24 protein-coding genes are annotated in these 23,814 nt (G+C 65.9%); 11 read left to right on the top strand and 13 right to left on the bottom strand.

Annotated elements, in window-relative coordinates:
* Window positions 1-644 precede the first annotated feature (644 nt).
* From AABA84_RS34355 to AABA84_RS34345, 3 genes are all read left to right on the top strand, one after another.
* Entirely contained in the window at window positions 645-1,985 is a 1,341-nt protein-coding gene (locus AABA84_RS34355; protein ID WP_212246241.1) for a caspase family protein, read from the top strand.
* 29 nt (window positions 1,986-2,014) lie between these two features.
* Window positions 2,015-2,521, top strand: a complete 507-nt coding sequence (locus AABA84_RS34350) for a hypothetical protein (RefSeq protein ID WP_338306920.1) — start codon at window positions 2,015-2,017, stop codon at window positions 2,519-2,521.
* Window positions 2,522-2,653: 132 nt separating this feature from the next.
* Entirely contained in the window at window positions 2,654-3,898 is a 1,245-nt protein-coding gene (locus AABA84_RS34345; RefSeq protein WP_338314322.1) for a hypothetical protein, read from the top strand.
* Here the strand turns inward: AABA84_RS34345 and gmk are convergent.
* The 9 genes from gmk to AABA84_RS34300 all read right to left on the bottom strand — a co-directional run bounded on the left by gmk (window position 3,831) and on the right by AABA84_RS34300 (window position 12,441).
* A complete protein-coding gene (gmk, locus tag AABA84_RS34340) occupies window positions 3,831-4,490 on the bottom strand; it encodes a guanylate kinase (protein WP_179730703.1) in 660 nt (219 codons plus the stop codon). The genes AABA84_RS34345 and gmk overlap by 68 nt on opposite strands.
* Before the next feature lie 3 nt (window positions 4,491-4,493).
* Window positions 4,494-5,381 carry a YicC/YloC family endoribonuclease gene (locus AABA84_RS34335; protein WP_338306926.1) on the bottom strand — a complete coding sequence of 296 codons (888 nt, stop codon included), beginning with the start codon at window positions 5,379-5,381 and terminating at the stop codon, window positions 4,494-4,496.
* Between the two features lie 115 nt (window positions 5,382-5,496).
* Entirely contained in the window at window positions 5,497-6,771 is a 1,275-nt protein-coding gene (gene mltG, locus AABA84_RS34330) for an endolytic transglycosylase MltG (RefSeq protein ID WP_338314321.1), read from the bottom strand.
* 125 nt (window positions 6,772-6,896) lie between these two features.
* Window positions 6,897-8,162: a beta-ketoacyl-ACP synthase II gene (fabF, locus tag AABA84_RS34325; protein WP_338314320.1), complete on the bottom strand. Its 1,266-nt coding sequence runs from the start codon at window positions 8,160-8,162 to the stop codon at window positions 6,897-6,899.
* Window positions 8,163-8,269: 107 nt separating this feature from the next.
* Window positions 8,270-8,509 carry an acyl carrier protein gene (locus tag AABA84_RS34320; RefSeq protein ID WP_008130699.1) on the bottom strand — a complete coding sequence of 80 codons (240 nt, stop codon included), beginning with the start codon at window positions 8,507-8,509 and terminating at the stop codon, window positions 8,270-8,272.
* 314 nt (window positions 8,510-8,823) lie between these two features.
* Entirely contained in the window at window positions 8,824-9,561 is a 738-nt protein-coding gene (fabG, locus tag AABA84_RS34315) for a 3-oxoacyl-[acyl-carrier-protein] reductase (protein ID WP_212246246.1), read from the bottom strand.
* A gap of 11 nt (window positions 9,562-9,572) precedes the next feature.
* Window positions 9,573-10,532 (bottom strand): ACP S-malonyltransferase, encoded by a 960-nt coding sequence (gene fabD / locus AABA84_RS34310; protein WP_212246875.1) that lies wholly within the window; start codon window positions 10,530-10,532, stop codon window positions 9,573-9,575.
* A 175-nt stretch (window positions 10,533-10,707) separates the two neighbouring features.
* Entirely contained in the window at window positions 10,708-11,733 is a 1,026-nt protein-coding gene (locus AABA84_RS34305; RefSeq protein WP_212246247.1) for a fatty acid desaturase family protein, read from the bottom strand.
* Window positions 11,734-11,736: 3 nt separating this feature from the next.
* On the bottom strand, window positions 11,737-12,441 hold the full coding sequence (locus tag AABA84_RS34300) for a TetR/AcrR family transcriptional regulator C-terminal domain-containing protein (protein WP_212246248.1): 705 nt from the start codon (window positions 12,439-12,441) through the stop codon (window positions 11,737-11,739).
* Between the two features lie 327 nt (window positions 12,442-12,768).
* On the opposite strand from AABA84_RS34300, the gene rpsF reads away from it, so the two are divergent.
* The 4 genes from rpsF to rplI all read left to right on the top strand — a co-directional run bounded on the left by rpsF (window position 12,769) and on the right by rplI (window position 15,273).
* On the top strand, window positions 12,769-13,278 hold the full coding sequence (gene rpsF / locus AABA84_RS34295) for a 30S ribosomal protein S6 (protein WP_028145028.1): 510 nt from the start codon (window positions 12,769-12,771) through the stop codon (window positions 13,276-13,278).
* A gap of 5 nt (window positions 13,279-13,283) precedes the next feature.
* Window positions 13,284-13,523 carry a 30S ribosomal protein S18 gene (gene rpsR / locus AABA84_RS34290; RefSeq protein WP_007592020.1) on the top strand — a complete coding sequence of 80 codons (240 nt, stop codon included), beginning with the start codon at window positions 13,284-13,286 and terminating at the stop codon, window positions 13,521-13,523.
* A gap of 127 nt (window positions 13,524-13,650) precedes the next feature.
* Entirely contained in the window at window positions 13,651-14,622 is a 972-nt protein-coding gene (locus AABA84_RS34285; protein ID WP_338314319.1) for a hypothetical protein, read from the top strand.
* A gap of 51 nt (window positions 14,623-14,673) precedes the next feature.
* Window positions 14,674-15,273: a 50S ribosomal protein L9 gene (gene rplI, locus AABA84_RS34280; protein WP_338306931.1), complete on the top strand. Its 600-nt coding sequence runs from the start codon at window positions 14,674-14,676 to the stop codon at window positions 15,271-15,273.
* Between the two features lie 36 nt (window positions 15,274-15,309).
* Here rplI and AABA84_RS34275 read toward each other — a convergent pair whose 3' ends face one another.
* From AABA84_RS34275 to AABA84_RS34265, 3 genes are all read right to left on the bottom strand, one after another.
* Entirely contained in the window at window positions 15,310-15,777 is a 468-nt protein-coding gene (locus AABA84_RS34275; RefSeq protein ID WP_212246252.1) for a PaaI family thioesterase, read from the bottom strand.
* An 11-nt stretch (window positions 15,778-15,788) separates the two neighbouring features.
* Window positions 15,789-16,385, bottom strand: coding sequence for a TetR/AcrR family transcriptional regulator (locus AABA84_RS34270; protein WP_212246254.1), 597 nt, complete (start codon window positions 16,383-16,385; stop codon window positions 15,789-15,791).
* Between the two features lie 109 nt (window positions 16,386-16,494).
* Window positions 16,495-17,481, bottom strand: a complete 987-nt coding sequence (locus AABA84_RS34265; protein ID WP_338314318.1) for a hypothetical protein — start codon at window positions 17,479-17,481, stop codon at window positions 16,495-16,497.
* 279 nt (window positions 17,482-17,760) lie between these two features.
* Here AABA84_RS34265 and AABA84_RS34260 point away from each other — a divergent pair, with 279 nt between their 5' ends.
* The 3 genes from AABA84_RS34260 to alr all read left to right on the top strand — a co-directional run bounded on the left by AABA84_RS34260 (window position 17,761) and on the right by alr (window position 22,622).
* Window positions 17,761-19,011, top strand: coding sequence for an SAM-dependent methyltransferase (locus tag AABA84_RS34260; protein ID WP_338314317.1), 1,251 nt, complete (start codon window positions 17,761-17,763; stop codon window positions 19,009-19,011).
* Between the two features lie 778 nt (window positions 19,012-19,789).
* Window positions 19,790-21,298 (top strand): replicative DNA helicase, encoded by a 1,509-nt coding sequence (locus AABA84_RS34255; RefSeq protein ID WP_212246260.1) that lies wholly within the window; start codon window positions 19,790-19,792, stop codon window positions 21,296-21,298.
* Window positions 21,299-21,344: 46 nt separating this feature from the next.
* Window positions 21,345-22,622, top strand: coding sequence for an alanine racemase (gene alr, locus AABA84_RS34250; protein ID WP_338314323.1), 1,278 nt, complete (start codon window positions 21,345-21,347; stop codon window positions 22,620-22,622).
* A 132-nt stretch (window positions 22,623-22,754) separates the two neighbouring features.
* On the opposite strand, the gene AABA84_RS34245 is transcribed toward alr, so the two are convergent.
* The gene (locus AABA84_RS34245; RefSeq protein ID WP_212246262.1) at window positions 22,755-22,976 is read right to left on the bottom strand and encodes a cysteine rich repeat-containing protein; all 222 of its coding nucleotides are present in this window, start codon (window positions 22,974-22,976) and stop codon (window positions 22,755-22,757) included.
* A gap of 40 nt (window positions 22,977-23,016) precedes the next feature.
* On the opposite strand from AABA84_RS34245, the gene AABA84_RS34240 reads away from it, so the two are divergent.
* The gene (locus tag AABA84_RS34240) at window positions 23,017-23,793 is read left to right on the top strand and encodes an exodeoxyribonuclease III (protein ID WP_338314316.1); all 777 of its coding nucleotides are present in this window, start codon (window positions 23,017-23,019) and stop codon (window positions 23,791-23,793) included.
* Window positions 23,794-23,814: the final 21 nt, after the last annotated feature.

Here is a 23,814-nt window from a genome sequence, read left to right as displayed (position 1 = left end):
CGACGGGGGCAATAGTGCATCGCTCCCCGAGGAGAGCACGAAGGACACCGTTAAAACCAGCCGCGCAGGGAAGGCCGGGCGACCGGCACACCTGTGGTCCACCCCGTGTGCGTTCTTATCGCCCACGGACCTGCGGGTGCCGCCGGCGCCCGGCCTTCCCTGCGCCCTTTGGCCTTCAAGGAGCGCGAACGACAGCAAGCCTCGGGCGAAACGCGCCGCGAGACCGCGAAGGCGTGTCTGCAAGTTGAGCTGAAAGCGGAGGATTCCGACGATGCACCTTGCGCTGTCATTGCGAAGAACTCTTGCGACGAAGCAATCCAGCAAGGCCGTAGGATGGGTAGAGCTCTTGCGAAACCCATCATGTATCGGCGCAAAACAGGGCACGATGGGTTTCGCTTTTGCTCTACCATCCTACGAAGTCCCCTCTCGTGCCCCGGACGCGGCGCAGCGTCACTTCGACGGTGCGCTGCAGAGCCGGGGCCCATGTCGCAGCGGAGTCCTGGGCGCTGGGTCCCGGCTCTGCGCCGCAACGCATATGCGTTGCAGCTTGTCCGGGACACGTGTGTGCGTACCACCATCTCTCTCACCACTTTTCGCGCGCGCGCCGGGCTGGTAGACTGGTGGCATTATTTTGGGGAATTTTGATGCGCGCGAGGGTTTTCATTCGCGTTTTGGGGCTGGCGGCGCTGGCCTTGCTTGTCGTCACGGCGGAGCCGGCATCGGCCGAGAAGCGCATCGCGCTCGTGGTCGGCAACTCCGCCTACAAGAACATCACGCCGCTCGACAATCCCTCCAAGGATGCGAGCCTGATGGCGGAGACGCTGGGCGCGCTCGGCTTCACGCTGGTCGGCGGACGCGCCCAGCTCGATCTCGACAAGGGCGCGATGGACATCGCGGTGCAGACCTTCGGCCGACAGGTCCAGGGCGCCGACGTCGCGCTGTTCTACTATGCCGGCCACGGCGTGCAGGTCGCCGGCTCCAACTATCTCGTGCCTGTCGGCGCCAATCCGACGCGCGAGGCCGACGTCGACTTCCAGATGACCGACGTCAACCTCGTGCTGCGCCAGATGCAGGGCTCGGGCACGCGCCTCAACCTCGTGATCCTCGATGCCTGCCGCAACAACCCGTTCGGCTCACGCGGCTTGCGCTCCTCGGACGGCGGCCTGGCGCAGATGCGCGCGCCCGAGGGTACGCTGATCTCCTACGCGACGCAGCCCGGCAATGTCGCGCAGGACGGCAGCGACGGTCACAGCCCCTATACGAAGGCGCTGGCGACGACGATCCGGACCGCGGGCCTCGACGTGTTCCAGACCTTCAACCAGGTCGGCCTCGCCGTGAAGCGCGCCACCGCGGGCGCGCAGCAGCCCTGGGTGTCGTCCTCGCCGATCGACGGCACCTTCTATTTCGTGGCCCCGACAGAAACCGCCCCGCCCAGGATCGCGGCGATGCAGCCCGATCCGCTGCCAGCGGAGCGCCTGCGCGCCGATCCCGACCGCGCCCCGTTGCGCGATGCCGCCCTGCTCAGTGAGCTCAGCGAGCGGCTCTACGAGCTCAATTTCGATCCTGATACCCCCGACGGCCTCACCCGCGCGATCACAAAACTTCAGCAGCGGATTTCGATGCCGCCGAATGGGGAGCCGACCGAGGGCCTGCTGCTGCGCATGCGCAAGATGGAGGATCTCAAGCCCTGGGGATCGATCGTCTACGGGCCGGACAACAGCAAATGGGGCATCTCCTGGAACCACGCCTCGCGGCGCGCGGCGGTGGCGGATGCGCGCGGCAATTGCGCCGGCGCCAAATGTCCGATCGAGCTCTCCTTCTACGGCAAGAGTTGCGGCGCCTTCGCGATCTCCGACAAATCCTGGTCGCTGGTCCAGCGCGAAGGCGTGCAGCGCGCCAGGGACGCCGCGCTTGACGAATGCGGCAAGGCTGGCAAAGCTTGCCGCATTATCGGATCCGTCTGCGCCGACGGCTCCGGCCGCTGATACAATTTTTCGAATTTGGATGTTTGCTCATGCCCATTGCCGTCATCCGTCCGATTGCCCTCGCCGTCCTCTTCAGCGCCGCCATCGCCTCATCGTCGGCCTACGCCCAATCCGGCAGCGCCGGCGGTTCGATCGGCAATGACGAGAAGTCGATGTCCGGCTCGCGCCAGGATCGGTCGTCAGACCGCTCGACCGAGCCTGCGCCCTCGGCGCGCCGAAGCAGGCCGGCGGCTGAAGAGCCACGCTCGTCGTCGCGGCGAAGCGGCGGCGGTGGCGGTGGAGGGTTTGACGGCGCCTGGGTGGTCACCAGCGTCGGCTGCGGCGGCACCACGTCCGGTGCGGTCGTCGTCTCCTCGGGCAAGGTCATCGGCCAGGGTGTCACTGGCACCGTCAGCCCGAGCGGCGCGGTCAGCACGGTCGGTCAAGGCGACGGCGTGACCTTCACAGGCTCCGGCCGTCTCGGGGGACGCAGCGGTTCGGGAACCTGGCGGCGCTCCGACGGTTGCGGCGGAACCTGGAGCTCAGCGAAGCAGTAACGCCCAAGGAAATGCCTGATCTCGCGGCGGAACGAACATGCCGCGAGCCCAATTCAAGCCACATCCTCTCCGGATTTGCGGCTCATTGCCACCCAAGTCTTTGATGACAAAGGGGTGGTTAAGAGTTGCGTCATGCGTAACCGGGAGACCAGGATGGGCAACCGCACCGCAAAATTCGTATCCGCGCTGGTCGGCAGCATCATTGCCGGCGCACCACTGGCCGCCGTGTCGCAGAACGCGCCGAGCGCACCGAGCACGGCCAACGCGGCCGCCGACTGCCTCGCCTCGCCGAAGGGCGCTGCGCCGCAGGGGCAGCACTGGTACTATCGTCTCGACCGCACGACCAAGCGGCAGTGCTGGTATCTGCGCGCCGAAGGCGGCAAGGTCACCCAGAGCGCCCAGGCCGCGAACGACACGCCCGAGCCGGATTCCACAAGCCCGCAAGCGGTGCAGAACGCACGCGCCGAATACATCGCGCCGCAGACGAGTGCCGCACCAGGCGTCCCGAACACGGCTGCGCCCGCGCCGGCCGCAACCAACGCGCCGCCGGTCGCCCAACAGCAGCCGCCAAGCGGTACCCCTGAGACCAACGCGCAGCAGCCGGCCGTGACCGCGCGCTGGCCCGAGGCCTCCCCGGCCTCCGCCGCGCCAGCGCCGCGGCCAGCTCCCGTCGCGGCCGCCGCGCCGCCGAGCGCAAAGCCGGCAAAGCCTCCCGCGCCGGTGGCCCTGGCCGCGGCAGACAACACCGCCGACAAGCCGACCGGCTCGCTGCAGATGCTGCTGCTCGTGATCGGCGGCGCGCTCGCGCTCGCCGGCATCCTCGCCAGCGTCATCTACCGCTTCGCCGGCGGACGCGTCCGCGTCCAGGCCGCCGACCGCCGCGGGCATTGGGACGCTTGGGCGCCGCAGGACCAGGACGGAAGCCGCGCGCCCTGGCTCGGTGCGGAGCCGGCCGTCACGCCGCGCGCACAGCCGGGCCCCGTCGACTTCGATGAAGCTCGGCCGAAGCAGACCGCGCAAATCGCGGCCTTCACCAAGGAGATCGGCAGGATCGCGGCGCAATCCGCGTCCATCCGCAACAAGGCCGCCGAGCTCGACAAGGCCGACATCTTCAACGGCGCGTTCGAGATCGAGGCCTCGCCGCCCCGGCTCGCGGCGAAAGACACGGCCGACGAAGAGCCCGTCGATCGCCATGAAGATGTGCAGGTAGACGTGCATGAAGATGCGCCGGCCGAGGATGCCGTCGACGTCGACGTGATCACCGCGATGCTGGAACGGCTGGCGAAGCAAGGGCCGCGGCTGCCGCAGCCTAGCCCTGAAGCTGACCTTGCAAACCTCGCACGAAGCCAACGAGGCCAATCCGCCGCTCGCGCTTGAGGCGCTCGGCCTTCAGGATCGACTGCACCTCGGCGAAGGCCTCGTCGACATCGTGATTGATCACGATGTAGTCGTACTCGGCCCAGTGGCTCATCTCGTGGCTGGCCCGGCTCATGCGCTTGCGGATCACCTCGTCGGAATCCTGCGCGCGCGAATGCAGGCGCTTTTCGAGATCCGCCGCCGAGGGCGGCAGGATGAAGACGCTGACAACGTCGGCGCGGGCTTTTTCGCGCAGCTGCTGCGTGCCCTGCCAGTCGATGTCGAACAGCACGTCCTGCCCCGACGATAGCGCGGCTTCGACGGGGCTGCGCGGCGTGCCGTAGCTGTTGTCGAACACGGTGGCCCATTCCAAGAGCTCGTCGCCCTTCACCATCGCCTCGAAGCGGGGCTTGTCGACGAACAGATAATCCTTGCCGTTGACCTCGCCCGGCCGCATCGGCCGCGTGGTCGCGGAGACCGACATTTTCAGGCCGGACATGCGGTCGATCAAAAGACGCGACAGCGTCGTCTTGCCCGCGCCCGAGGGCGAGGACAGCACGAACATCAATCCGCGCCGCTCGACACCGTCAGTTCCGTGACCGCCGCTCGTCATCGATCACTCCAGATTCTGGACCTGCTCGCGGAACTGCTCGACCACGTTCTTCATGGCGAGGCCCGTATTGGTCAGCTCGATGTCGTTCGACTTCGAGCAGCAGGTGTTGACCTCGCGGTGAAACTCCTGCGCCAGGAAGTCGAGCTTGCGGCCGATCGGGCCGCCCTTGCCGATCAGCTCGCGCGCCTGCGCGATGTGAGACGCGATGCGGTCGAGCTCCTCGCGGATGTCGGCCCTGGTGGCGATCAGGATCGCCTCCTGCATCAGGCGGTCGGAATCGAAACGGTCGGAGGTGTCGAGCAGGCTCGCGATCTGCTCGGCGAGCCTCGCCTTGATCGCCTCCGGCTTGCGGCCGGGCGCGGCTTCCGCTTTCTTCGCCAGTTGCTCGACCTCGTCGACCCGCTGGGTCAGGATCTGGCCGAGCGACGTGCCCTCACGCTTGCGCATCTCGACGAGATCGGCGAGCGCCTTGTCGAAGGCTTCGGCTGCGGCGATCCGCGCGGCCTTGTCCTCCTCCTCGTCACCCTCGGGCTCGGCGACCTCGACCACGCCCTTGATGGCGAGCAGGCCGTCGATGCTCGGCGCCACCGCGTCGACCTTGCCGGCGATCATGGCGGCGGCCTTGAGGACGGCGTTGAGCACATCCTCGTTGACGCGGACGGAGGCTGCGGCATTGGCGCGCTTGACGGTGAGATTGGCGTAGACGGTGCCGCGCGACAGCAGCTCGCCGGCGCGTTTCTTGGCGTGGGCCTCGAGCTCGTCGAACCCCTGCGGCAGCCGCACCCTGAGGTCAAAGCCCTTGGCGTTGACCGACTTCAATTCCCATTCGAACGTGTACGGCCCGCTAGCGCCGTGGCTTCGGGCAAAGCCGGTCATGGACGACAGCGCCATCAGGTCAAATTCTCCAGAAACACGGGATTCGCGAGGCATCAAGCCACGCGAATCTTAAGACTATTTTGCAGGAAAGTGGAATCCGCAAAGTCCCGCAAGCAGGTCTGCAACGCGCCTAGCGCTGGACCACCGGCGGCGAGGGCTGCACCGCGCCCTGCCGCGCCGGTGCTGGAGCAGCGGGGCGTGCCGCCGGCGGCTTTTTCTGCTGGTTGGGCCGCGCCGGCGTCGTCGCCGTCGGCGTATCGGCGGCCCCTGGCGCGGCGGCGGCGGGCGGCGGCGCATCCTCGGCCGGCTCCACCGTGTCGTTCTGGATCTGCTTTTCCATCGCGCGGAGCTTGGCGACGTTCTTCTGATGGGCGTCGTAAGTCTCGGTGAAGGCGTGCCCGCCGGTGCCGTCGGCGACGAAGAAGAGGTCCCGGGTGCGGGCCGGATTGGCGGCGGCCTCCAGCGAGGCGCGGCCGGGGTTGGCGATCGGACCCGGCGGCAGGCCTTCGATCACATAGGTGTTGTAGGGCGACGGCTGCGTGATCTCGCTGCGCTTGATCGGCCGGCCCAGCGTGCCCTTGCCGCCGACGAGGCCATAGATGATGGTCGGATCCGACTGCAGCTTGATCCGCTGCTTCAGCCGGTTGGTGAACACCGCGGCGACCCGGCTGCGCTCGTCCGGCTTGCCGGTTTCCTTTTCGACGATCGAGGCGAGCGTCACCAACTGCTCAGGCGTCTTGACCGGAATGTCCTGATTGCGGCGTTCCCAGATCTCGGCGAGCACGCGCTTGTGCGCCTGCTGCATGCGCTGGACCACCTGATCACGCGGGGTGCCGCGCGGGAATTTGTAGGTCTCGGGCAGCAGGGTGCCCTCGCGCGGCAGCTCGCGCACGCTGCCGGTGAAGATGTCGTTGTCGGACAGGCGCGCCACGATCTGCTCGGAGGTGAGCCCTTCCGGAATCGTCACGGCATGCTGCACCACCTTGCCCTCGACGATGGTGGCGATGACGTCGCGGAGCGAGGCGTTCTTCTGGAACGCATATTCACCCGGCTTGAGGTCCGAGCTCGCCTTCAAGGCGGCGACGCTGGCGATGAACACCCAGGGATTGACGTCGGTCACGCCTTCCCGGTTCAGCGTCTCGGCGATGTCGCGCTTGCCCGCGCGCTGCGGGATGTTGACGATCTTGTCGTCCTTCAGCGGCCCGGGCGCCTCGAGCACCTGCCGGCCGTAATAATAGATGCCGCCGGCGCCGAGCATGGCGATCAGCAGAAGGGTGATGATAGCGTTGCCGACGACCACGAACGGATTGCGCGCACGGTCCGACCGCTTCGGCGGCGGCGGGACCTGCTCGGGCTCGAGCGCTGCCCGCGGACTCCGGGGCGAAATGGGCGGCCTTTCACTCATCGAAACAACCTGAATCCTGCCGGTTCAATCGCGGCCCGACAATCGCTTGCCCTGCCAAATGCACGCGCCCACTTCCATGACTATCGCCGAATACGGCAAAACGGTGGATTCGTCTTAAACTCAAACTAACTGGCCAAGCGCCGGACGATCACCGACGCATTGGTACCGCCAAAACCAAACGAGTTCGACAAGGCGACGTTGACCTCTCGCTTCTTCGCCGTATGCGGCACGAGATCGATCGCAGTCTCCACCGACGGATTGTCGAGGTTGATGGTCGGCGGCACGACATTATCGCGAATCGCGAGAATGGCGAAGATCGCCTCGATCGCACCGGCCGCGCCGAGCAGATGACCCGTCGACGATTTGGTCGAGGACATCGCAACCTTGGAGGCGGCATTGCCGAGCAGACGCTCGACCGCCCCGAGCTCGATCTCGTCGCCGAGCGGCGTCGAGGTGCCGTGCGCGTTGATGTAGTCGAGATCGGACGCGGTCAGGCCGGCGCGCTTGAGCGCCGCCGACATGCTGCGGAAGCCGCCCTCGCCGTCGGGCGAAGGCGACGTAATGTGATAGGCATCACCCGAAAGACCGTAGCCGATCACCTCGGCATAGATCCTGGCGCCGCGGCGCCGGGCGTGCTCGAGCTCCTCGAGCACCAGGACTCCGGCGCCCTCGCCCATCACGAAACCGTCGCGGTCCTTGTCATAGGGACGCGAGGCCTTCTCGGGTGTCTCGTTGAAACCGGTCGACAGCGCGCGCGCGGCGTTGAAGCCGGCAATGCCGATGCGGCTGATCGGCGACTCGGCGCCGCCTGCGACCATCACGTCGGCATCGCCGAGCGCAATCAGGCGGGCGGCATCGCCGACGGCGTGTGCGCCGGTCGAGCAGGCCGTGACCACCGAATGGTTCGGTCCCTTCAGCCCGTGCGCGATCGAGACATAGCCGGACGCCAGATTGATCAGGCGGCCCGGAATGAAGAACGGCGACACCCGGCGCGGCCCGCGCTCCTTGAGCAGGATCGCGGTCTCGGCGATGCCGTTGAGGCCGCCGATGCCCGACCCGATCATGGTTCCGGTCGCGCACTTGTCCTCTTCGGTCTCGGGATGCCAGTTGGCATCGTCGAGCGCCTGGCCGGCCGCGGCCATGCCGAAGATGATGAAGTCGTCGACCTTGCGCTGGTCCTTCGGCTCCATCCACTTGTCGGGATTGAAGGTGTCGTTGGTGCCGTCGCCGCGCACGACCGTGCAGGCGTATTTGGTCTGAAGATCGGAGACATCGAAGCTCTCGATCCTGCGCGCACCGCTCTCGCCGTTGAGGATGCGCTTCCAGGTCGGTTCGACGCCGCAGCCGAGTGGCGACACCATGCCGAGACCAGTGACGACAACCCGCCTCATATCCGAAACTCCGCATCGAAAGATTCACGGCCAATAACAAGAAACCGGCTGACCGCTGGGAAGCGGCCCGTCCGGTTTCAATGTTGTCCCCGCGAAAATGAAGAGCCTTAGCTCTTCGCGTTCTTCTCGAGAAACTTCGTGGCGTCGCCGACGGTGAGAATCGTTTCCGCAGCGTCGTCCGGAATCTCGCAACCGAATTCTTCTTCGAACGCCATCACCAGCTCGACGGTGTCCAGACTGTCGGCGCCGAGGTCGTCGATGAAGCTCGCGGCGTCGACAACCTTCTCGGGTTCAACACCAAGGTGTTCGACCACGATCTTCTTAACCCGTTCGCCAATGTCACTCATTGCATAACCTCGTGTTGTTCCCTGTAGACCCGACCCCCCGGGACGATACGAGCCGTCGTGGTCGTGTTACTTGCCTTCGCTTACGAACTTTGATTTGGCCCCATCCTAACCGATACAGGGCCCGGCGAACGACGGCCAAGGCTCCGCATCGCCAATATACAGGGTTTCAAAAACCTGCAATGGCGTTCTTTGCCCATCCGTTGAGCGTCCGGTTATCATACTTCAATTGCCTTGACTACAAGCCTCATTTCGCTCCGGAAACGGCCGTTTGCCGCATCCCGCACCGCCCATGTGGGCAATGCGGAACGAGACCGTCAGATCATGGCCATGCCGCCATTGACATGGATGGTTTGACCGGTGACGTAGGCCGCTTCGTTCGAACTCAGGTAGACCGCGGCCGCCGCGATGTCCTCGGGCGTGCCCAGGCGGGCGGCCGGAACCTTGGTCAGAATCGTTTCGCGCTGCTTGTCGTTGAGCGCATCGGTCATCGGCGTCTTGATGAAGCCCGGCGCGATGCAGTTGGCGGTGACGCCGCGCTTGGCGTATTCGGCCCCCAGCGTCTTGATCATGCCGATCAGGCCCGCCTTCGATGCAGTATAATTGCCCTGCCCGGGATTGCCGGTGACGCCGACCACCGAGGTGATGGCGACGATGCGGCCGAAGCGCTTGCGCATCATCAGCTTGGTGGCGGCGCGCGCCAGGCGGAAGGTCGAGGTCAGATTGATGTTGATGACCTCGTCCCAATCCTCGTCACGGAGCTGCACGAAGAGATTGTCGCGGGTGATGCCGGCATTGGCGATGAGGATGTCGACCTGGCCCATTGCCGCTTCCGCAGCGGGCACCAGCGCCTCGACCTCGTCGGCCTTGGAGAGATTGCAGGGCAGCACAAAGGTGCGCTCGCCGAGCTTGCCGGCAAGCTCATCCAGCACCTCCTTGCGCGTTCCGGAGATCGCAACGGTCGCACCCTGCGCGTGCAGCGCCTGCGCGATCGCGCCGCCGATGCCGCCGGTCGCGCCGGTGACGAGCGCCTTTTTACCAGTCAGATCGAACATCGAAAACTCCTCTAGCCCTGCTTCGCAGCGGCCAATGCATCCTTGGCGGCAGCAATGTCGTTGGGACCACCGACTGAAACGCCGACGGCGCCGTCCGCGATGCGCTTGACAAGACCAGTCAGCACCTTGCCGGCGCCGATCTCGAAGAACCGGGTGACGCCCTGCCCTGCCATATAGGCAACCGACTCGCGCCAGCGCACGGTGCCCGTGACCTGCTCGACCAGGCGGCGACGGATCTCGTCGGGATCGGTGACGGCACTCGCCAGCACGTTCGACACCAGCGGCGCGGCCGGGGCCTTGATCGTGACCTTCGACAGCGCTTCGGCCATGGCGTCGGCGGCGGGCTGCATCAGCTTGCAATGGAACGGGGCGGACACCGGCAGCAGCATCGCGCGCTTGGCGCCCTTGGTCTTGGCGATCTCGACGGCGCGATCGACCGCAGCCTTGTCGCCCGAGACGACAACCTGTCCGCCGCCATTGTCGTTGGCGGCCTGGCAGACCTGCCCTTGCGCCGCCTCACTCGCGACCGCCATCGCGGCCTCGTAGTCGAGGCCGAGCAGTGCGGCCATCGCGCCGGCACCGACCGGGACGGCCTTTTGCATTGCGAGACCGCGGGTGCGAAGCAGACGGGCGGTATCCGAGACCGTCAGGCTGCCGGCCGCGGCCAGCGCCGAGTATTCACCGAGCGAGTGGCCGGCGACGAAGGCCGCATCTCGTCCCACGGAAAATCCCGCCTCAGCCTCCAGCACGCGCAGGGTGGCGACAGACACCGCCATCAGCGCCGGCTGGGCGTTTTCGGTGAGCTGGAGGGTTTCGGCCGGACCATCCCAGATGATCGCCGTCAGCTTCTCGCCTAGCGCGGCATCGACCTCGTCGAACACGGCGCGCGCCACCGGAAAGGCATCGGCCAGGGCCTTGCCCATGCCGACCGCCTGGGAACCCTGCCCAGGAAATGTGAATGCAGCCGTCATCGGCGCTCCCTGCTTGTCGGGCATGATCCCTCTCGAGAACCGGCAGCCGATTACGCGCGGCCTTAGGCCATGGTTCCGGATCGTGCTCCAAAGGGGGCCGTAGACACTGTCCGGGGCCGGACTGTCAAGCCGAGATAGGAACTTCGAGCAGCATTCAACTGGGGATGCGCTCCCCTCAAAACCCACCGGCGGTCTGGTTGGCGTCGACCTCCGCTCCGGCCTGCGCGCGGCGCGCGCTGCTCGCCAACTGCCCCGGCCGATCCTCCCTGTCAGGCTTTGCCGTCGCCAGCCGCAGCACCGCCGCGTAATTCGGCTGCACCTCCATGCGGCCGGCGTGCCGGCTCTCGCTCAGCAGGCGATGGACCTTCGGCAGATTGTAACAGGGCACGTAGAACAGCAGATGATGCTCGAGGTGATAGTTCACGTAGTACGGCGCGATGAACAGGCGCTCGAGAACATTGGCGTGCGTGGTGCGGGTGTTGCGCAGGGGATCGCTGCTGTCGGGGACGACGGCATGCTCTGCAATGTTACGGATGCGGGTGATGACCATCATCCAGGTCAGAAGCGGCACCAGCCATAGCAGCGGATAGGCCCACCACACGCCGGCCGCCGCAAGCGCGGCGAACATCGCTGCATTGAGGAGGCATTGCGGGCCGAGCTTGTCCCAGAAATGCGCCAGACGCTGCCGCCACGGCCAGTCCTTCGGACCGAGCGCATTAAGCAGCTGCGCCCTGCGCTGCTGGTAGCCGGTCTGCCCGGTGATGTCGCGAATGAACTTGCGGCGATAGCTGAGCTTGGTAATCGGAAACGGCGCCGACAGCACGAGATCGGGATCATCCTCCTGCTGGGTGCGCGCATGGTGCTGAAGGTGGTAACGCCGGTAGCTGCGCGTCTCGGCAAACAGCGGATAGGCGCAGAACCACTGGCTCAGGGCCAGATTGGTTTTCTCATCAGGGGACAGGCAGCCATGCGCGCCGTCGTGCATCAGGATCGAAAGTCCGAGCTGACGCGAGCCGATGATCGCGACGGCGAGGACATAGGTGACCGGATTGGGCCACCACGCGACCAAGGCGATCGCGCCAATGATCAGCGCCCAGGCATGCGCGATTAGCGCAACACCTTTCCAGGTCACACGCTCTCGCACGTCGGCAAGCTGGTCGTCGGTCAGGAAATCGCGGGCACGCATGCGAAGCGCGGTCATGGCCTAGCCTTCCTCGTTCGAATGGCTTGACGCGTCGCGGCTCTCGACGAGACGCAAGCGCGCCGTGTCATCGGATTTCGCCTGCTCGCCGAGCACGCGCAGCATCTCGGCGCAGAGCGCCTCGGGCGAACGGCCCATGGCGTAGCCTTCGAGAATGACGCCGATGGCGACGGCCCAGAACCGTCGCGAGCTTTCGTCGGGCGCGCGCAACGAGCGCCAGCCGTGCCGCGCCACCTGGCTCGCATAGGCGCGAGCGCCTTCGCCGTGCAGGCGTTCGATCGTGCGCTCGACGAGCGGTGCGAGATCCTGGCGGCGCCGCGTCAATGTCAGCGCTTCGGCGAAGAAAGCCACTGAATCGCTCGCCGTCACGGTCTCCGCCAGCGCATGCGTGTAGTCCCGAGGCGTGCGCGCCTTCAGCGCCGCCTGCTCGGTCGCACGCGCCAGATACAGGAGCTCGCGGCAGGCGCATTCGACGAATAGCGCCTCCTTGGTGCGGAAGTAGTAGGTGATCTGGCTCGGGAATGCGTCCGCAGCGGCCGCGATGTCGGTGATCGCCGTGCCAGACAGCCCCCGCTCCCGGAACAGCGGGCTTGCCGCATCCAGCAGCAGCGAGCGCATCTTGCGGCCGGCCGACCGTGTGGCCCGGGCAGCGTGCTTCGGATCGCCCGCCGACGCCTCAAATGGAGCCTGGACCGATTCACCCGTCATCAGCACCTCCCGACCCCTTATTTGTATGACATACAAACAAAAAGGTCAAGCAGGTGGGTTTGGGCCGCAGCTGCTGACACCGTCTGGCCGAAACGAGGCGCTCCAACCTTGCCAAGTCCGCCAAAATCCGTATAAGGCGCGCATCCGCAGACCCCGGCCGGGAGCTGAACGGACGGTCTCAGCAAATCATTCGTGATTTTGGTGTGGCAGGGCCAGTCGGCCCGTCGTCCCGTGTTTCCGCCTTCTGAGCTTAATCCCAGAGTCCTTTCCGAAGGCCTCTTAAGGGCTTGACGCCGGGCGATGCGCCAACATGAGGAAAGGACCACCATGGCTCTTTATGAGCATGTCTTTCTCGCGCGTCAGGACGCGAGCACGCAGCAGGTCGAAGAGCTGACTGCGCAGATGACCGGTATCGTCGAAGGTCTCGGCGGCAAGGTCACCAAGACCGAGAATTGGGGCGTACGCTCCCTCACCTACCGCATGAACAAGAACCGCAAGGCGCACTTCGTGCTGCTCAACATCGACGCGCCGTCCGCGGCGATCGCCGAGATCGAGCGCCAGGAGCGCATCAGCGAAGACGTGATCCGCTATCTCAGCGTCCGCGTCGAGGAGCTCGAGGAAGGCCCGTCCGCGATGATGCGCAAGGCCGACCGTGACCGCGAGCGTGACGACCGTGGCGGCGGCTTCCGTGGCGACCGCGAAGGCGGTGGCTTCCGTGGCGACCGCGAGGGTGGTTTCCGTGGTGGCGATCGTGACGGTGGTGGCTTCCGCGGTGACCGCGGCCCGCGCCGTCCGCGCGAAGAAGCTGAAACCACCACCACGACGGACGGGGAGTAAGAACAATGGCTGAAGCTGGTGCACGCCGCCCATTTTTCCGTCGTCGCAAGAGCTGCCCGTTCACGGGCGCCAATGCTCCCAAGATCGACTACAAGGACTCCAAGCTGCTGATGCGTTACGTCTCCGAGCGCGGCAAGATCGTGCCGAGCCGCATCACTGCGGTGTCCGCGAAGAAGCAGCGTGAGCTCGCCCGCGCCATCAAGCGCGCGCGGTTCCTGGGCCTGTTGCCCTACGTCATTCGCTAAGACGAATTCAGCCGGCGGCGACATCGCCGCCGGCTGCACTGTTTGATTTCATAAGGCTTCCGGGTCGTCCGGTCGCCGATGGTTGGGGCAAGACGCCTCTAACCGCTCGAAGGGAGCGGGACAGCTGATGATGGCCTTTGTGCTGATAGCCCTGATCGCCGGCGCTGCGTCGGCTCTGATGTTCGCCTCGATCATTTCGGGCGCGCTGATCTCGCTCGTCCTGTTCTATCTCGCACCGCTGCCGCTGATGGTCGCCGCGATCGGCTGGGGACCGCTTTGCGCAAGCCTCGGCGGCATCGCCGCTGCGATCGGCCTCGGTGCCCTGTTCGGCCTGCCCTATTGCATCGCATTCGCCGTCACCGTCGCACTGCCGGCGTGGTGGCTCGGCCATCTCGTCCTGCTCAGCCGTGCGGTGGGACAGGCCGCGCCAGACGGCGCCGCGCCCGCCGAACCTGAGCTCGAATGGTATCCGGTCGGCCGCATCCTGCTGTGGCTCGCCGGCTTCGCCACGCTGACCACGATCGCCGCCCTGCTCACGCTCGGGACTGACGCCGAGACCATCATCGGCACGCTGCGGCGCGGCCTGATGCGCCTCCTCCGAGCCACCGACCCGCAAAGCTCCGGCGAAGCCGGTCAGTTCGTCGACGCGCTGGTGCGGATCGCACCGGCCGCGGCGACCATCATCGCGATGATGACACTGACGCTCAACCTCTGGCTCAGCGCCAAGATCACGGCGACCTCGGGCCGGTTACGGCGCCCGTGGCCGGACATGATGACGGCGGAGCTGCCGCCGATGACGCTGGTGGCGCTCTGCATCGCGCTCGCCTTCTGCTTCACCGGCGGGCTGCTCGCGATCGCGGCACAGATCACCGCGGCCGCGCTGATGATGGGCTATGCGCTGACCGGCTTTGCCGTGCTGCATACGCTCACGCTGACGCTGAAGAGCCGCACCTTCTGGCTCGGCTCGACCTACGCCGTCGTGGTCGTGTTCGGATGGCCCGTGATCGCGATGGTGATCCTCGGCCTTGCGGACGCCGTGTTCGGCTTCCGCGAACGCTTCCTGCGCAGCCGGCAGCCGCCGCCGCTGCCGGCCCCTTGAGTTCAACCCCGAAACCGAAACCCTACAGAGCACTTCAAAAGGAGAACGAATATGGAAGTCATTTTGCTGGAACGCGTCAACAAGCTCGGCCAGATGGGCGAAGTCGTGAAGGTTCGCGACGGCTATGCCCGCAATTTCCTGCTCAAGCGCGGCAAGGCATTGCGCGCCACCGCCGACAACAAAGCCAAGTATGACGGCATGAAGGCCGAGCTCGAGGCCCGCAACCTCCAGAGCAAGGGCGAGGCGTCAAAGGTCGCCGAGAAGATCGCGGGCAAGAACATCATCGTGATCCGCCAGGCCTCGGAAGCCGGCCAGCTGTTCGGCTCGGTCAACGTGCGTGACATCGTCGTCGCGTTCGAAGCGGACGGCGTCTCGCTGGCCCGCCCGCAGGTCCAGCTCGACGCGCCGATCAAGACCATCGGCAAGCGCTCCATCACCGTTGCCGTCCACCCCGAGGTTGAGGTCGAGATCACCGTCACGGTCGCACGCAGCCAGGACGAGGCCGAGCGCATCAACCGCGGCGAGGACATCTCGACCCGCAACGAGGATCGCGATGCGGCCGCCGAGGCGATCGCCGCCGCCGGCGAGTTCTTCGATCCGGAAGCCGAGCCCGACGAAACCGAGCCGGCGCCGGCCGCGGAAGAGAAGTAAGCCTCGCATTCCTGCGCGAAGCGAAGCCCGGTCGCCTCAGGCGGCCGGGCTTTTCGTTTTGGCGGCGACGTCCTCGCTCAACATCGCGATCGAGGCCAGCGCCGTTGCCGTGTGCTTCTCGACACCGTCGCTGACGCAGAACACGTCGGCCGCCACCACCGACACCTGGCGGCCCGGCTTGATCACCCGGGCACGGCAGATCAGCTTCTCGCCGACCGCGGGCGACAGCAGGTTGAGCTTGTATTCCGCCGTCAGCGCCGGCTGGCCGCGCGAGGTCGCGGCTGCGATCGTCGTGGCGTTGTCGACCAGGAAGGCGGTGACCCCGCCGTGGAAGAAGCCGTGCTGCTGCAGCAGCTCCGGCCGGCGATCCACAGCGATCGTGCAGGTGCCGCGCGACAATTCCGAAAGCTCGGCGCCGACCAGGTTCATGAAGCCCTGCCGGCCGACATTGGCGTGGATACGTTCGGCCACGGCGGCGAATTCGGGATCTGCTGCGGCATGCATGAGACCTCTCCTTATGTCCTGTTGATGCGTTCGGGCGGCCGCAGCGCACGGCCGGCGCAGGCGATCAGCGTGTCGGCCTCGACGCGCGGATCGGCGCGGTCGCGTCCCGACAGGAAGGCGCGGCAGAAGATCTGCGCCGGCCCGATGAGCTGGCTCACGAACATCACCGGTGTCATCGGCAAGAGCTCGCCGTTTGCAACCAGCGGCGCGCGCCAGCGCTCGATGCCGTCGGCGAGCCGCGCATTCTGCGCGCGCTGGGCGTCGCGAACGTCCTCGCCCCACTCGCTTCGCGAGATCTCGAACAGGTAGCGCGCCTCGCGCCGGCTGGTCACGACCCAGTCAAGATGGGCCCGGATCAGCCGATCGATGCCCTGCGCCGCATCGGGCACGGGATCGAGCGCCGCCAGCAGCGCGGCGTGATAGTGCCGCAGGATCTCCAGGAACAGCGCACCGGCGAGCTCCTGCTTCGAGCCGAAGACGTGAAAGAAGCTGCCATTGGAGGCGCGGGCCCGGGTGCGGATCGCGGCCACCGTCGCGGCTTCGAAGCCGACGCGGTCGAACACGATCAGCCCGGCTGCCAACAGATCGTCGCGCACGCTCGCCACCATCGACCTCTCCTAGAGCAATACTCTAGAGTAATACTCTAGACGCGGTCAATGCAATGCGGAGGCCGCGATGAAACGCGGCCTCCGCATGTCGATCAAAAATGTCGCTGGCTTAGCGCGAGATCGGCGGCGTTGGCGGACCGGACTGCTCGGCCGGCGCGGCAGGCGGGGCTGCAGCGGTCGCGGGTGGCGCCGGCTGCTGCGGCTTGGCCGCCGGCTCGGAGCTGGCCGCAGGCGCGGCCGGCTTGGGAGCCGCCTCTTCCGCCGACTTGGGTGCGGCTGGCTCGGCAGGCTTCGCGGCGGCCGGTGCAGCCGGCGTCACTGCCGGGACCGGATCGGGCCGCAGCGCCGGAGCTTCGCTGCCGCGGGGCTCGACCTTGGGGCTTTCAGGCCGGGTCTCAACCGGCTTCTCGGACGCCTTGCCGCTGTCGGGCTTGGCCTCGTCGCGACCGGGCTCGACCTTGGCCGTGTCGGGCTTGGACTCAGGCTTGGACTCAGGTTTGGACTCGGGCTTGGATTCGCTTTTCTTCTCGTCAGTGGCTGGCGCGGCGGCGTCGACCTTCGGAGCCTCCTCGGTGCCGGGCTTGCCGCGGCGCTTGCCCTTGCGTCCCTCGGGCGCAGCCTGGCCCTCGGGCTTCGTGCCCTCCTCGGCCGGACGTGCGGCGCGCTTCTGGCGCGCACCTTCCGCTGCGGGACCAGCAGCCTCGCCGTCCGGCTTGGCGGCGTCCTGGGCGCGCGGGCGGCGGCCCTGATGTTCGGGATTGGAGCTCGCGTCCTTCTCCTTGGCGCCGTCCTTCTTGCCGTCCTTGGCCTGATAGCGGGCGTCGGTGGCACCGTTGGAGACGAGATAGGCGGCGAGGATACCCGCCATGTCCGAGCTCGTGGTGTAGTGCTGGCGCAGGAAGCCCGGCAGCGAACCCGGCGCGACGGATTTCAGAAGTCCGCGCGGGCTCTTGTGGCAGGCATTGCAGGTCTGCGCGAAAAGCTGAGACGGGGTTTTGCCGGCCTCGAGGTTGGTCGCCTGCGCAAAAACGGTATCGGCCGCGCCGAAGCCGATCAGAAGCAATACCGTCGCGAGGCTGAGCGCTCGGCTCGACATTCCCATCATCTCCATTGAATTCCGAGAGTTGCCGCCGGCATCCGGCGCGGCAGCGGTCACCTTTTATCCGATTGAGCCGCGAATGGAAGCAGGCACCACGCGCAAGGATGTGATTAAGCGGTTTGCGAATATCGGCTGTGAACTCAGCGCATTAGCGCAGCCGATCCTGCCTCCCTAGATTTGGATGCAAACGCATAGGAACCGCTGCGTCACCTGGGCGTCAGAAGTGAAGGCCGGGTTAGTCGCATCTCTTCGGGTTCGCTCGAGAGGAAGGTGTCGATGGACCTCTTGTTGCGTAGATTCCTGTCTCAATTCATCCGCCGCGGGTCGATGACGGTGACCGGCTCGAGCGGATCGAAATTCACCGTCGGCGACGGCACTGGCGCGCCGGTCGCGGTGCGCTTCGTCACCGCAGAGGCGGAGCGGAAGATCCTCCTCAATCCCGAGCTCGGGCTTGGCGAGGCCTATATGGACGGCGAGTTCGTCGTCGAGCGCGGCACCATAGCTGATGCCCTCGCGATCCTGCTCGATCAACCCGACCTATTGCCGCAGTGGGCAAAACCCTGGTGGTGCCTGCGCTATCTGACGCGGCATCTGAAGCAGTTCAATCCGCGCTCGCGCGCCCGCCACAACGTCGCCTATCACTATGATCTCGACGCCCGGCTCTATTCGCTCTTCCTGGACGCCGACAAGCAATATAGCTGCGCCTATTTCGAGACGCCGGAGACGACACTCGACGACGCGCAGCTCGCCAAGAAACGGCACATCGCCGCCAAGCTGCTCGTCAAGCCCGGCCAGCGCGTGCTCGACATCGGCTCCGGCTGGGGCGGGCTCGGGCTTTATCTCGCCGGGATCGCGGGCGCCAACGTCACCGGCGTGACGCTGTCGAGCGAGCAGCTGCAGCTCGCCAATGCGCGTGCGGCCGAAAAGCGCCTGGCCGGCTCGGCCAGATTCCTGCTCCAGGACTATCGCGACACCGAAGGCCCGTTCGACCGCATCGTCTCGGTCGGCATGCTCGAGCATGTCGGCGCCCGCTTCTACGACACCTACTTCCAACGCTGCGCCGAGCTGTTGGGCGAGAACGGCATCATGCTGCTGCACGCGATCGGCCGTTCGCAGGGCCCGGACTCGACCAATCCATGGATCGCCAAATACATCTTCCCCGGCGGCTACATCCCGGCGCTGTCGGAGGTGCTGCCGGCGATCGAGCGCGCCGGCCTCCTGGTCTGCGATATCGAGATCCTGCGCCTGCATTACGCGGAGACGCTGAAAGCCTGGCGCGAGCGTTTCATGGCGCGGCGCGAGGAGGCCGTGCAGCTCTACGACGAGCGCTTCGCACTGATGTGGGAATTCTATCTGGCGGCCTGCGAGATGACGTTCCGCAAGCAAGCCATGATGAACTTCCAGATCCAGCTCACCCGGCGCCAGGGCGTGGTGCCGATGACCCGCGACTACATGCCGCGTGAAGAAGCCCGGCTGCGAGCTCGCGAACGCGCGAGCAAGCCCAGGCTGAAATTGGCTGGTGAATAGATCCTTAGTGACGCAGGGTCGACATCTGGGAGGAGCGGAAACTGGCCGTTAACGCCAGTTGCGCCCTCAGCTCGACCAGGATCTCGGGGGCGACAGGCTGGCGACGTATTTCGGGCCGTTCCGCGTGCTCCATGGCCGCAATCAGCCCCGAGAGCCAAAGCCGGCTACCTGCCTCGCTCCGCCAAATCTGGTGCTGCCGTTCTGGCCGCATCGCCTGCCTCGTTCCCTGTTGGCGGATCGCGGGAGACAATTCCCTTCCCCGCCTTCCTGTTCCCGTCATACCCCCGAAAGAATCCGGGGAGATGTGATCCAATTCACATAAGTCTGGTCGGGCCTGGCTTAGACCGTCGCCATGAGCAAAGAGACCCAAACCTCATTCGACGTGCAGGACGACCTCCGCACCGATTACGCCCTGATCGTTACCGGCGTCGGGGCGGCTCTGGTTGCGCTGGTCTACCTCCTGCTGGTCTGAAGGCGAGCCCAAAGCCGCCAGCGTGCGTCATTTCGCGCGCTTCTGGATTCGTCTGCGCGCCAATCCATAAGGTTCACGCCATCAGGCCCATGGTTTCAGGATTTTCCATGGCACGGTCGCGGAGCTTCCAGCGCCGGAGCCGGTTCCGCGAAAATCCGTCAAGCGTGGCGGGTGCTGCGAGGGCTAATCATCCACCATTTTAACTGAGCGGTTGATAGCGGTCAGCTTTCGCTTCCGCTTTGCACCCAGGCGGCGCTTTATCCCGGCCCCGCATCCGCCCAACAAAATTGCTAAGCACGTCCGACCATGGCCCTGACTGATTCGAACGTCCTCAAACTCGCGCCCGAGCCCGGCACTCCCACTTACCGGAGCGCGCCGCACAATATCGAGGCGGAACAGAGCCTTCTGGGCGCGATCCTGGTCAACAACGATGCGTTCTACCGTGTCTCCGACTTCCTCGAGCCGAAGCATTATTTCGAGCCGCTGCACCAGACCATCTACGAGACCGCCAGCAGCCTGATCCGGATGGGCAAGATCGCCACGCCCGTGACGCTGAAGACGTTCCTGCCCGCCGACACCGACGTCGGCGGTATGACCATCGGGCAATATCTTGCACGCCTCGCGGCCGAAGCGACCACCATCATCAACGCCCAGGACTACGGCCGCACCGTCTACGATCTGGCGCTGCGCCGCGACCTGATCGGCATCGGCGAGGACATGGTCAACGTCGCCTATGACGCTCCGGTCGACTTCGCGCCGCGCGCGCAGATCGAGGACGCCGAGCGCCGCCTCTACGAGCTCGCCGAATCCGGTCGCTATGACGGCGGCTTCCAGAAATTCTCGCAGGCGCTGGCGGTCGCGGTCGATCTTGCTGCAAAGGCGTTCCAGCGCGACGGCAAGCTGTCGGGTATCTCGACGGGCATGCGCGACCTCGACACCAAGATGGGCGGCCTGCAGCACTCCGACCTGATCATCGTCGCGGGCCGTCCCGGCATGGGCAAGACGTCGCTGGCGACCAACATCGCCTACAACGTCGCGCAAGCCTATGTTCCGGAACTCCAGGCCGACGGCACCACGAAGGCCGCCAATGGCGGCGTCATCGGCTTCTTCTCCTGCGAAATGTCGGCCGACCAGCTCGCCACGCGTATCGTGGCCGAGCGCACCGGCGTTCCCTCCTCCCACATCCGCCGCGGCGGCATCTCGGAAGCCGATTTCGAAAAGATCCGTGAGGTCTCGATCGAGCTGCAATCGCTGCCTTTCTATGTCGACGCGACCGGCGGCCTGTCGATCGCGCAGCTGATGGCGCGCGCGCGCCGGCTGAAGCGACAGAAGGGCCTCGATCTGCTCGTGATCGACTATATCCAGCTGCTGTCGGGCTCGGGCAAGCGGAGCGATAATCGCGTGCAGGAAATCACGGAGATCACGACCAGTCTGAAGGCGCTCGCCAAGGAGCTCAACGTTCCGATCATCGCGCTGTCCCAGCTCTCGCGCCAGGTTGAATCCCGCGACGACAAACGACCGCAGCTCTCCGACTTGCGTGAATCCGGATCAATCGAGCAGGACGCCGACGTCGTGCTGTTCGTGTATCGCGAGGAATATTACCTCGCCATGAAGGAACCGCGCCCGGGCACGCCTGAACACGAGAAGTGGCAGCTCGACATGAGTCTTGCGCACGGCAAGGCCGAAGTCATCATCGGCAAGCAGCGCCACGGCCCGACAGGCACCGTTGACTTGGCCTTCGAGGCCTCGATCACGCGGTTCGGCGACCTCGCGCCTGACAGTCAGTTGCCGGCTCGCAGCGGCAACGACTACTGAGTTCCTTGAACAGGACCTGCCTCTTGCGTAAAACGACGCCATGACAATGGCGTCCGACCCGAAAATGAACCCGCAATCCGACCTTCTTTCCGTGGAGGCCAATCAGGCTGCCGCGCTCGCTGCCTATGGCGGCGTGCTGACCGTCGATCTCGACGCCATCATCGCCAACTGGCGCAAGCTCGAGAAGACCGCGGTGCCGGCTGAGTGTTCGGCCGTGATCAAGGCCGACGCCTATGGCTGCGGCGCTGCCGAGGTCGCGCGTGCGCTGAGCAAGGCCGGCTGCAAGACCTTTTTCGTTGCCACCATCGAGGAAGCGCGCAAGGTGCGCGCAGCCGTGCCGGAGCCCACGATCTACGTGCTCGGCGGCTATTTCCAGAACACCGGTGAGCACTACGCCAGGATCAATTGCCGGCCTGTGATCGGCGACCTCAACGAGCTCGCCGAATGGGACGTGTTCTGCCGCCGCACCGGCTGGACCGGGGGCGCGGCGGTTCACATCGACACCGGCATGAACCGCCTCGGCCTGACGCTGTCGGAGGCGCAGGCCATCATCCCCCGCATCAACGCCGGCGATCACGGCATCACGCTGGTGATGAGCCATCTGGTCTCGGCCGAGCAGCTCAACAGCCCGGTGAATGCCAAGCAGCTCGCTTCCTTCCGCGCCATCGCCAGCGAATTCTCCGGCGTGCCGGCGGCGCTCGCCAATTCATCCGGAATTTTCCTCGGCGCGCCCTTCCAGTTCGACCTGGTGCGGCCGGGCGCCGCCCTCTACGGCGTCAACCCGACGCCGGAGGCCGACAATCCGATGCAGCCGGTCGTCGACCTCAAGGCGCGCATCGTGCAGATCCGCAATGTCGAGCGCGGCGAGAGCGTCGGTTATGGCGGCACCTGGACCGCGCGGCGGCCGACCAAGCTCGCGATCATCGCGGTCGGCTATGCCGACGGCTATTTCCGCGCCGCCAGCTCCAATGACGGCACCCGCGGCGCCGAGGTGATCGTGGCTGGCAAGCGCTGCCCAGTCGCGGGCCGCGTCTCCATGGATCTCATTGCGATCGACATCACCGATCTGCCGCCAAACGCGGCGCGGCGCGGCCATATGGTGACGCTGCTCGGCGAGGGCATCACCGTCGACGAGCTCGCGCATCATTTCGGCACCATCGGCTATGAGGTGCTGACCAGCCTTGGCCGCCGCTATGCCCGGCTCTACAAGGGCGGCAATGTGGAGGAGCCGCTGGTGCAGCCGGAGCCAGCGCAGGCCGCCGAGCAACCGCCCTCTCCGCCGCCGATCGAGCAGCCGGCAGCCCCGCCGCCGCTGCCGGGTTGAGTTCTCGTGCCCCGGCTCAGCAGCGCAGCGTCGCTTCGACGGTGCGCTGCTGAGCCGGGGCCCATCTCTCAACATCGGATCGTGCCGCCTTCTGGGTCCCGGCTCGCGCTGCGTGCGTCCGGGACACGAGGCTTACTTCTTCTTCCTGTTGTCCAGGGCCGCCTTGCAGGTCGCGCTGAGCTGGTCGCGCTTCTCGGTGAGGCAGGCGACGACGCGGCCGCCGCCGGGCGCGATGCCGGCGCAGAATTTGTCATAGTCTGCCTTGCACGCACCGCGCGGGTCGGACGATTGTGCCGACGCGGCCCCGGAGAACGCGAGGGCGACGACGAGAGCGGCAAAGTTCAACTTGGACATTGTATCTCCGGGTACGGAAGGCAGGAGCCGGTAGCTCTACATGAAGATCGCGACATTCAACATCAACAACGTCAACCGCCGCCTGCCCAATCTGTTGGCATGGCTGCGCGCCGCAAAGCCCGATGTCGTCGCGCTTCAGGAATTGAAGGCAAGTGATGGCGAATTTCCGGCGGCCGAGATCGAAAAGGCCGGCTACGGCGCGGTGTGGCGCGGACAGAAGACATGGAACGGTGTCGCCATCCTCGCCCGCAATGCAGAGCCCATTCTGACCCGCGACCGCTTGCCTGGAAAACCCAGCGATCTCGAAGCCCGCTATATCGAAGCGGCGGTGCGCGGGATCATCGTCACCAGCATCTATCTGCCGAACGGCAATCCGCAGCCGGGACCGAAATTCGACTACAAGCTGGACTGGTTCGCGCGCCTCAAGCGCCACGCCAAGGGCTTCATCAAGCAGGATCTGCCCGTCGTGCTCGCCGGCGACTACAACGTCGCGCCTAAAGAGATCGACATCTATCCGACGCGCTCATGGGACAAGGATGCGCTGATCCAGCCGAAGAGCCGCGCGGCCTTTGCCTCGCTGGTCGAGCAAGGCTGGTGCGACGCGATCCGCGAATTGCATCCGAACCAGCGCATCTACACGTTCTGGGACTACAAGCGGAACCGCTGGCCGCGCGATGCGGGGCTGCGGCTCGACCATCTCCTGCTCAGCCCTGCGCTGGTCTCACGGTTGGCGAAGGCTGGTGTCGACAAGAAGGTTCGCGGCGAGGATGGTGCCAGCGATCACGCGCCGGCATGGGTGGTGTTGAAAGAACGTTGATGCCGTAGCAACCATTAAAGC

The sequence above is a fragment of the Bradyrhizobium sp. TM239 genome (assembly GCF_036247985.1).
GTDB classification, from domain to species: domain Bacteria; phylum Pseudomonadota; class Alphaproteobacteria; order Rhizobiales; family Xanthobacteraceae; genus Bradyrhizobium; species Bradyrhizobium ottawaense.
This window is presented reverse-complemented; position numbering and strand designations above follow the sequence as displayed.

What these genes read in the sequence shown, in the direction of transcription:
- AABA84_RS34320 (WP_008130699.1), bottom strand. Translation starts at nt 8,509, where the DNA reads ATGAGTGACATTGGCGAACGGGTTAAGAAGATCGTGGTCGAACACCTT.
- AABA84_RS34335 (WP_338306926.1), bottom strand. Translation starts at nt 5,381, where the DNA reads ATGGCGCTGTCGTCCATGACCGGCTTTGCCCGAAGCCACGGCGCTAGC.
- fabF (WP_338314320.1), bottom strand. Translation starts at nt 8,162, where the DNA reads ATGAGGCGGGTTGTCGTCACTGGTCTCGGCATGGTGTCGCCACTCGGC.
- AABA84_RS34265 (WP_338314318.1), bottom strand. Translation starts at nt 17,481, where the DNA reads ATGTCGAGCCGAGCGCTCAGCCTCGCGACGGTATTGCTTCTGATCGGC.
- AABA84_RS34245 (WP_212246262.1), bottom strand. Translation starts at nt 22,976, where the DNA reads ATGTCCAAGTTGAACTTTGCCGCTCTCGTCGTCGCCCTCGCGTTCTCC.
- AABA84_RS34355 (WP_212246241.1), top strand. Translation starts at nt 645, where the DNA reads ATGCGCGCGAGGGTTTTCATTCGCGTTTTGGGGCTGGCGGCGCTGGCC.
- rpsR (WP_007592020.1), top strand. Translation starts at nt 13,284, where the DNA reads ATGGCTGAAGCTGGTGCACGCCGCCCATTTTTCCGTCGTCGCAAGAGC.
- rpsF (WP_028145028.1), top strand. Translation starts at nt 12,769, where the DNA reads ATGGCTCTTTATGAGCATGTCTTTCTCGCGCGTCAGGACGCGAGCACG.
- mltG (WP_338314321.1), bottom strand. Translation starts at nt 6,771, where the DNA reads ATGAGTGAAAGGCCGCCCATTTCGCCCCGGAGTCCGCGGGCAGCGCTC.
- AABA84_RS34285 (WP_338314319.1), top strand. Translation starts at nt 13,651, where the DNA reads ATGATGGCCTTTGTGCTGATAGCCCTGATCGCCGGCGCTGCGTCGGCT.
- AABA84_RS34305 (WP_212246247.1), bottom strand. Translation starts at nt 11,733, where the DNA reads ATGACCGCGCTTCGCATGCGTGCCCGCGATTTCCTGACCGACGACCAG.
- AABA84_RS34240 (WP_338314316.1), top strand. Translation starts at nt 23,017, where the DNA reads ATGAAGATCGCGACATTCAACATCAACAACGTCAACCGCCGCCTGCCC.
- AABA84_RS34275 (WP_212246252.1), bottom strand. Translation starts at nt 15,777, where the DNA reads ATGCATGCCGCAGCAGATCCCGAATTCGCCGCCGTGGCCGAACGTATC.
- AABA84_RS34255 (WP_212246260.1), top strand. Translation starts at nt 19,790, where the DNA reads ATGGCCCTGACTGATTCGAACGTCCTCAAACTCGCGCCCGAGCCCGGC.
- AABA84_RS34300 (WP_212246248.1), bottom strand. Translation starts at nt 12,441, where the DNA reads ATGACGGGTGAATCGGTCCAGGCTCCATTTGAGGCGTCGGCGGGCGAT.
- AABA84_RS34345 (WP_338314322.1), top strand. Translation starts at nt 2,654, where the DNA reads ATGCGTAACCGGGAGACCAGGATGGGCAACCGCACCGCAAAATTCGTA.
- gmk (WP_179730703.1), bottom strand. Translation starts at nt 4,490, where the DNA reads ATGACGAGCGGCGGTCACGGAACTGACGGTGTCGAGCGGCGCGGATTG.
- rplI (WP_338306931.1), top strand. Translation starts at nt 14,674, where the DNA reads ATGGAAGTCATTTTGCTGGAACGCGTCAACAAGCTCGGCCAGATGGGC.
- alr (WP_338314323.1), top strand. Translation starts at nt 21,345, where the DNA reads ATGGCGTCCGACCCGAAAATGAACCCGCAATCCGACCTTCTTTCCGTG.
- AABA84_RS34270 (WP_212246254.1), bottom strand. Translation starts at nt 16,385, where the DNA reads ATGGTGGCGAGCGTGCGCGACGATCTGTTGGCAGCCGGGCTGATCGTG.
- fabD (WP_212246875.1), bottom strand. Translation starts at nt 10,532, where the DNA reads ATGACGGCTGCATTCACATTTCCTGGGCAGGGTTCCCAGGCGGTCGGC.
- AABA84_RS34260 (WP_338314317.1), top strand. Translation starts at nt 17,761, where the DNA reads ATGGACCTCTTGTTGCGTAGATTCCTGTCTCAATTCATCCGCCGCGGG.
- AABA84_RS34350 (WP_338306920.1), top strand. Translation starts at nt 2,015, where the DNA reads ATGCCCATTGCCGTCATCCGTCCGATTGCCCTCGCCGTCCTCTTCAGC.
- fabG (WP_212246246.1), bottom strand. Translation starts at nt 9,561, where the DNA reads ATGTTCGATCTGACTGGTAAAAAGGCGCTCGTCACCGGCGCGACCGGC.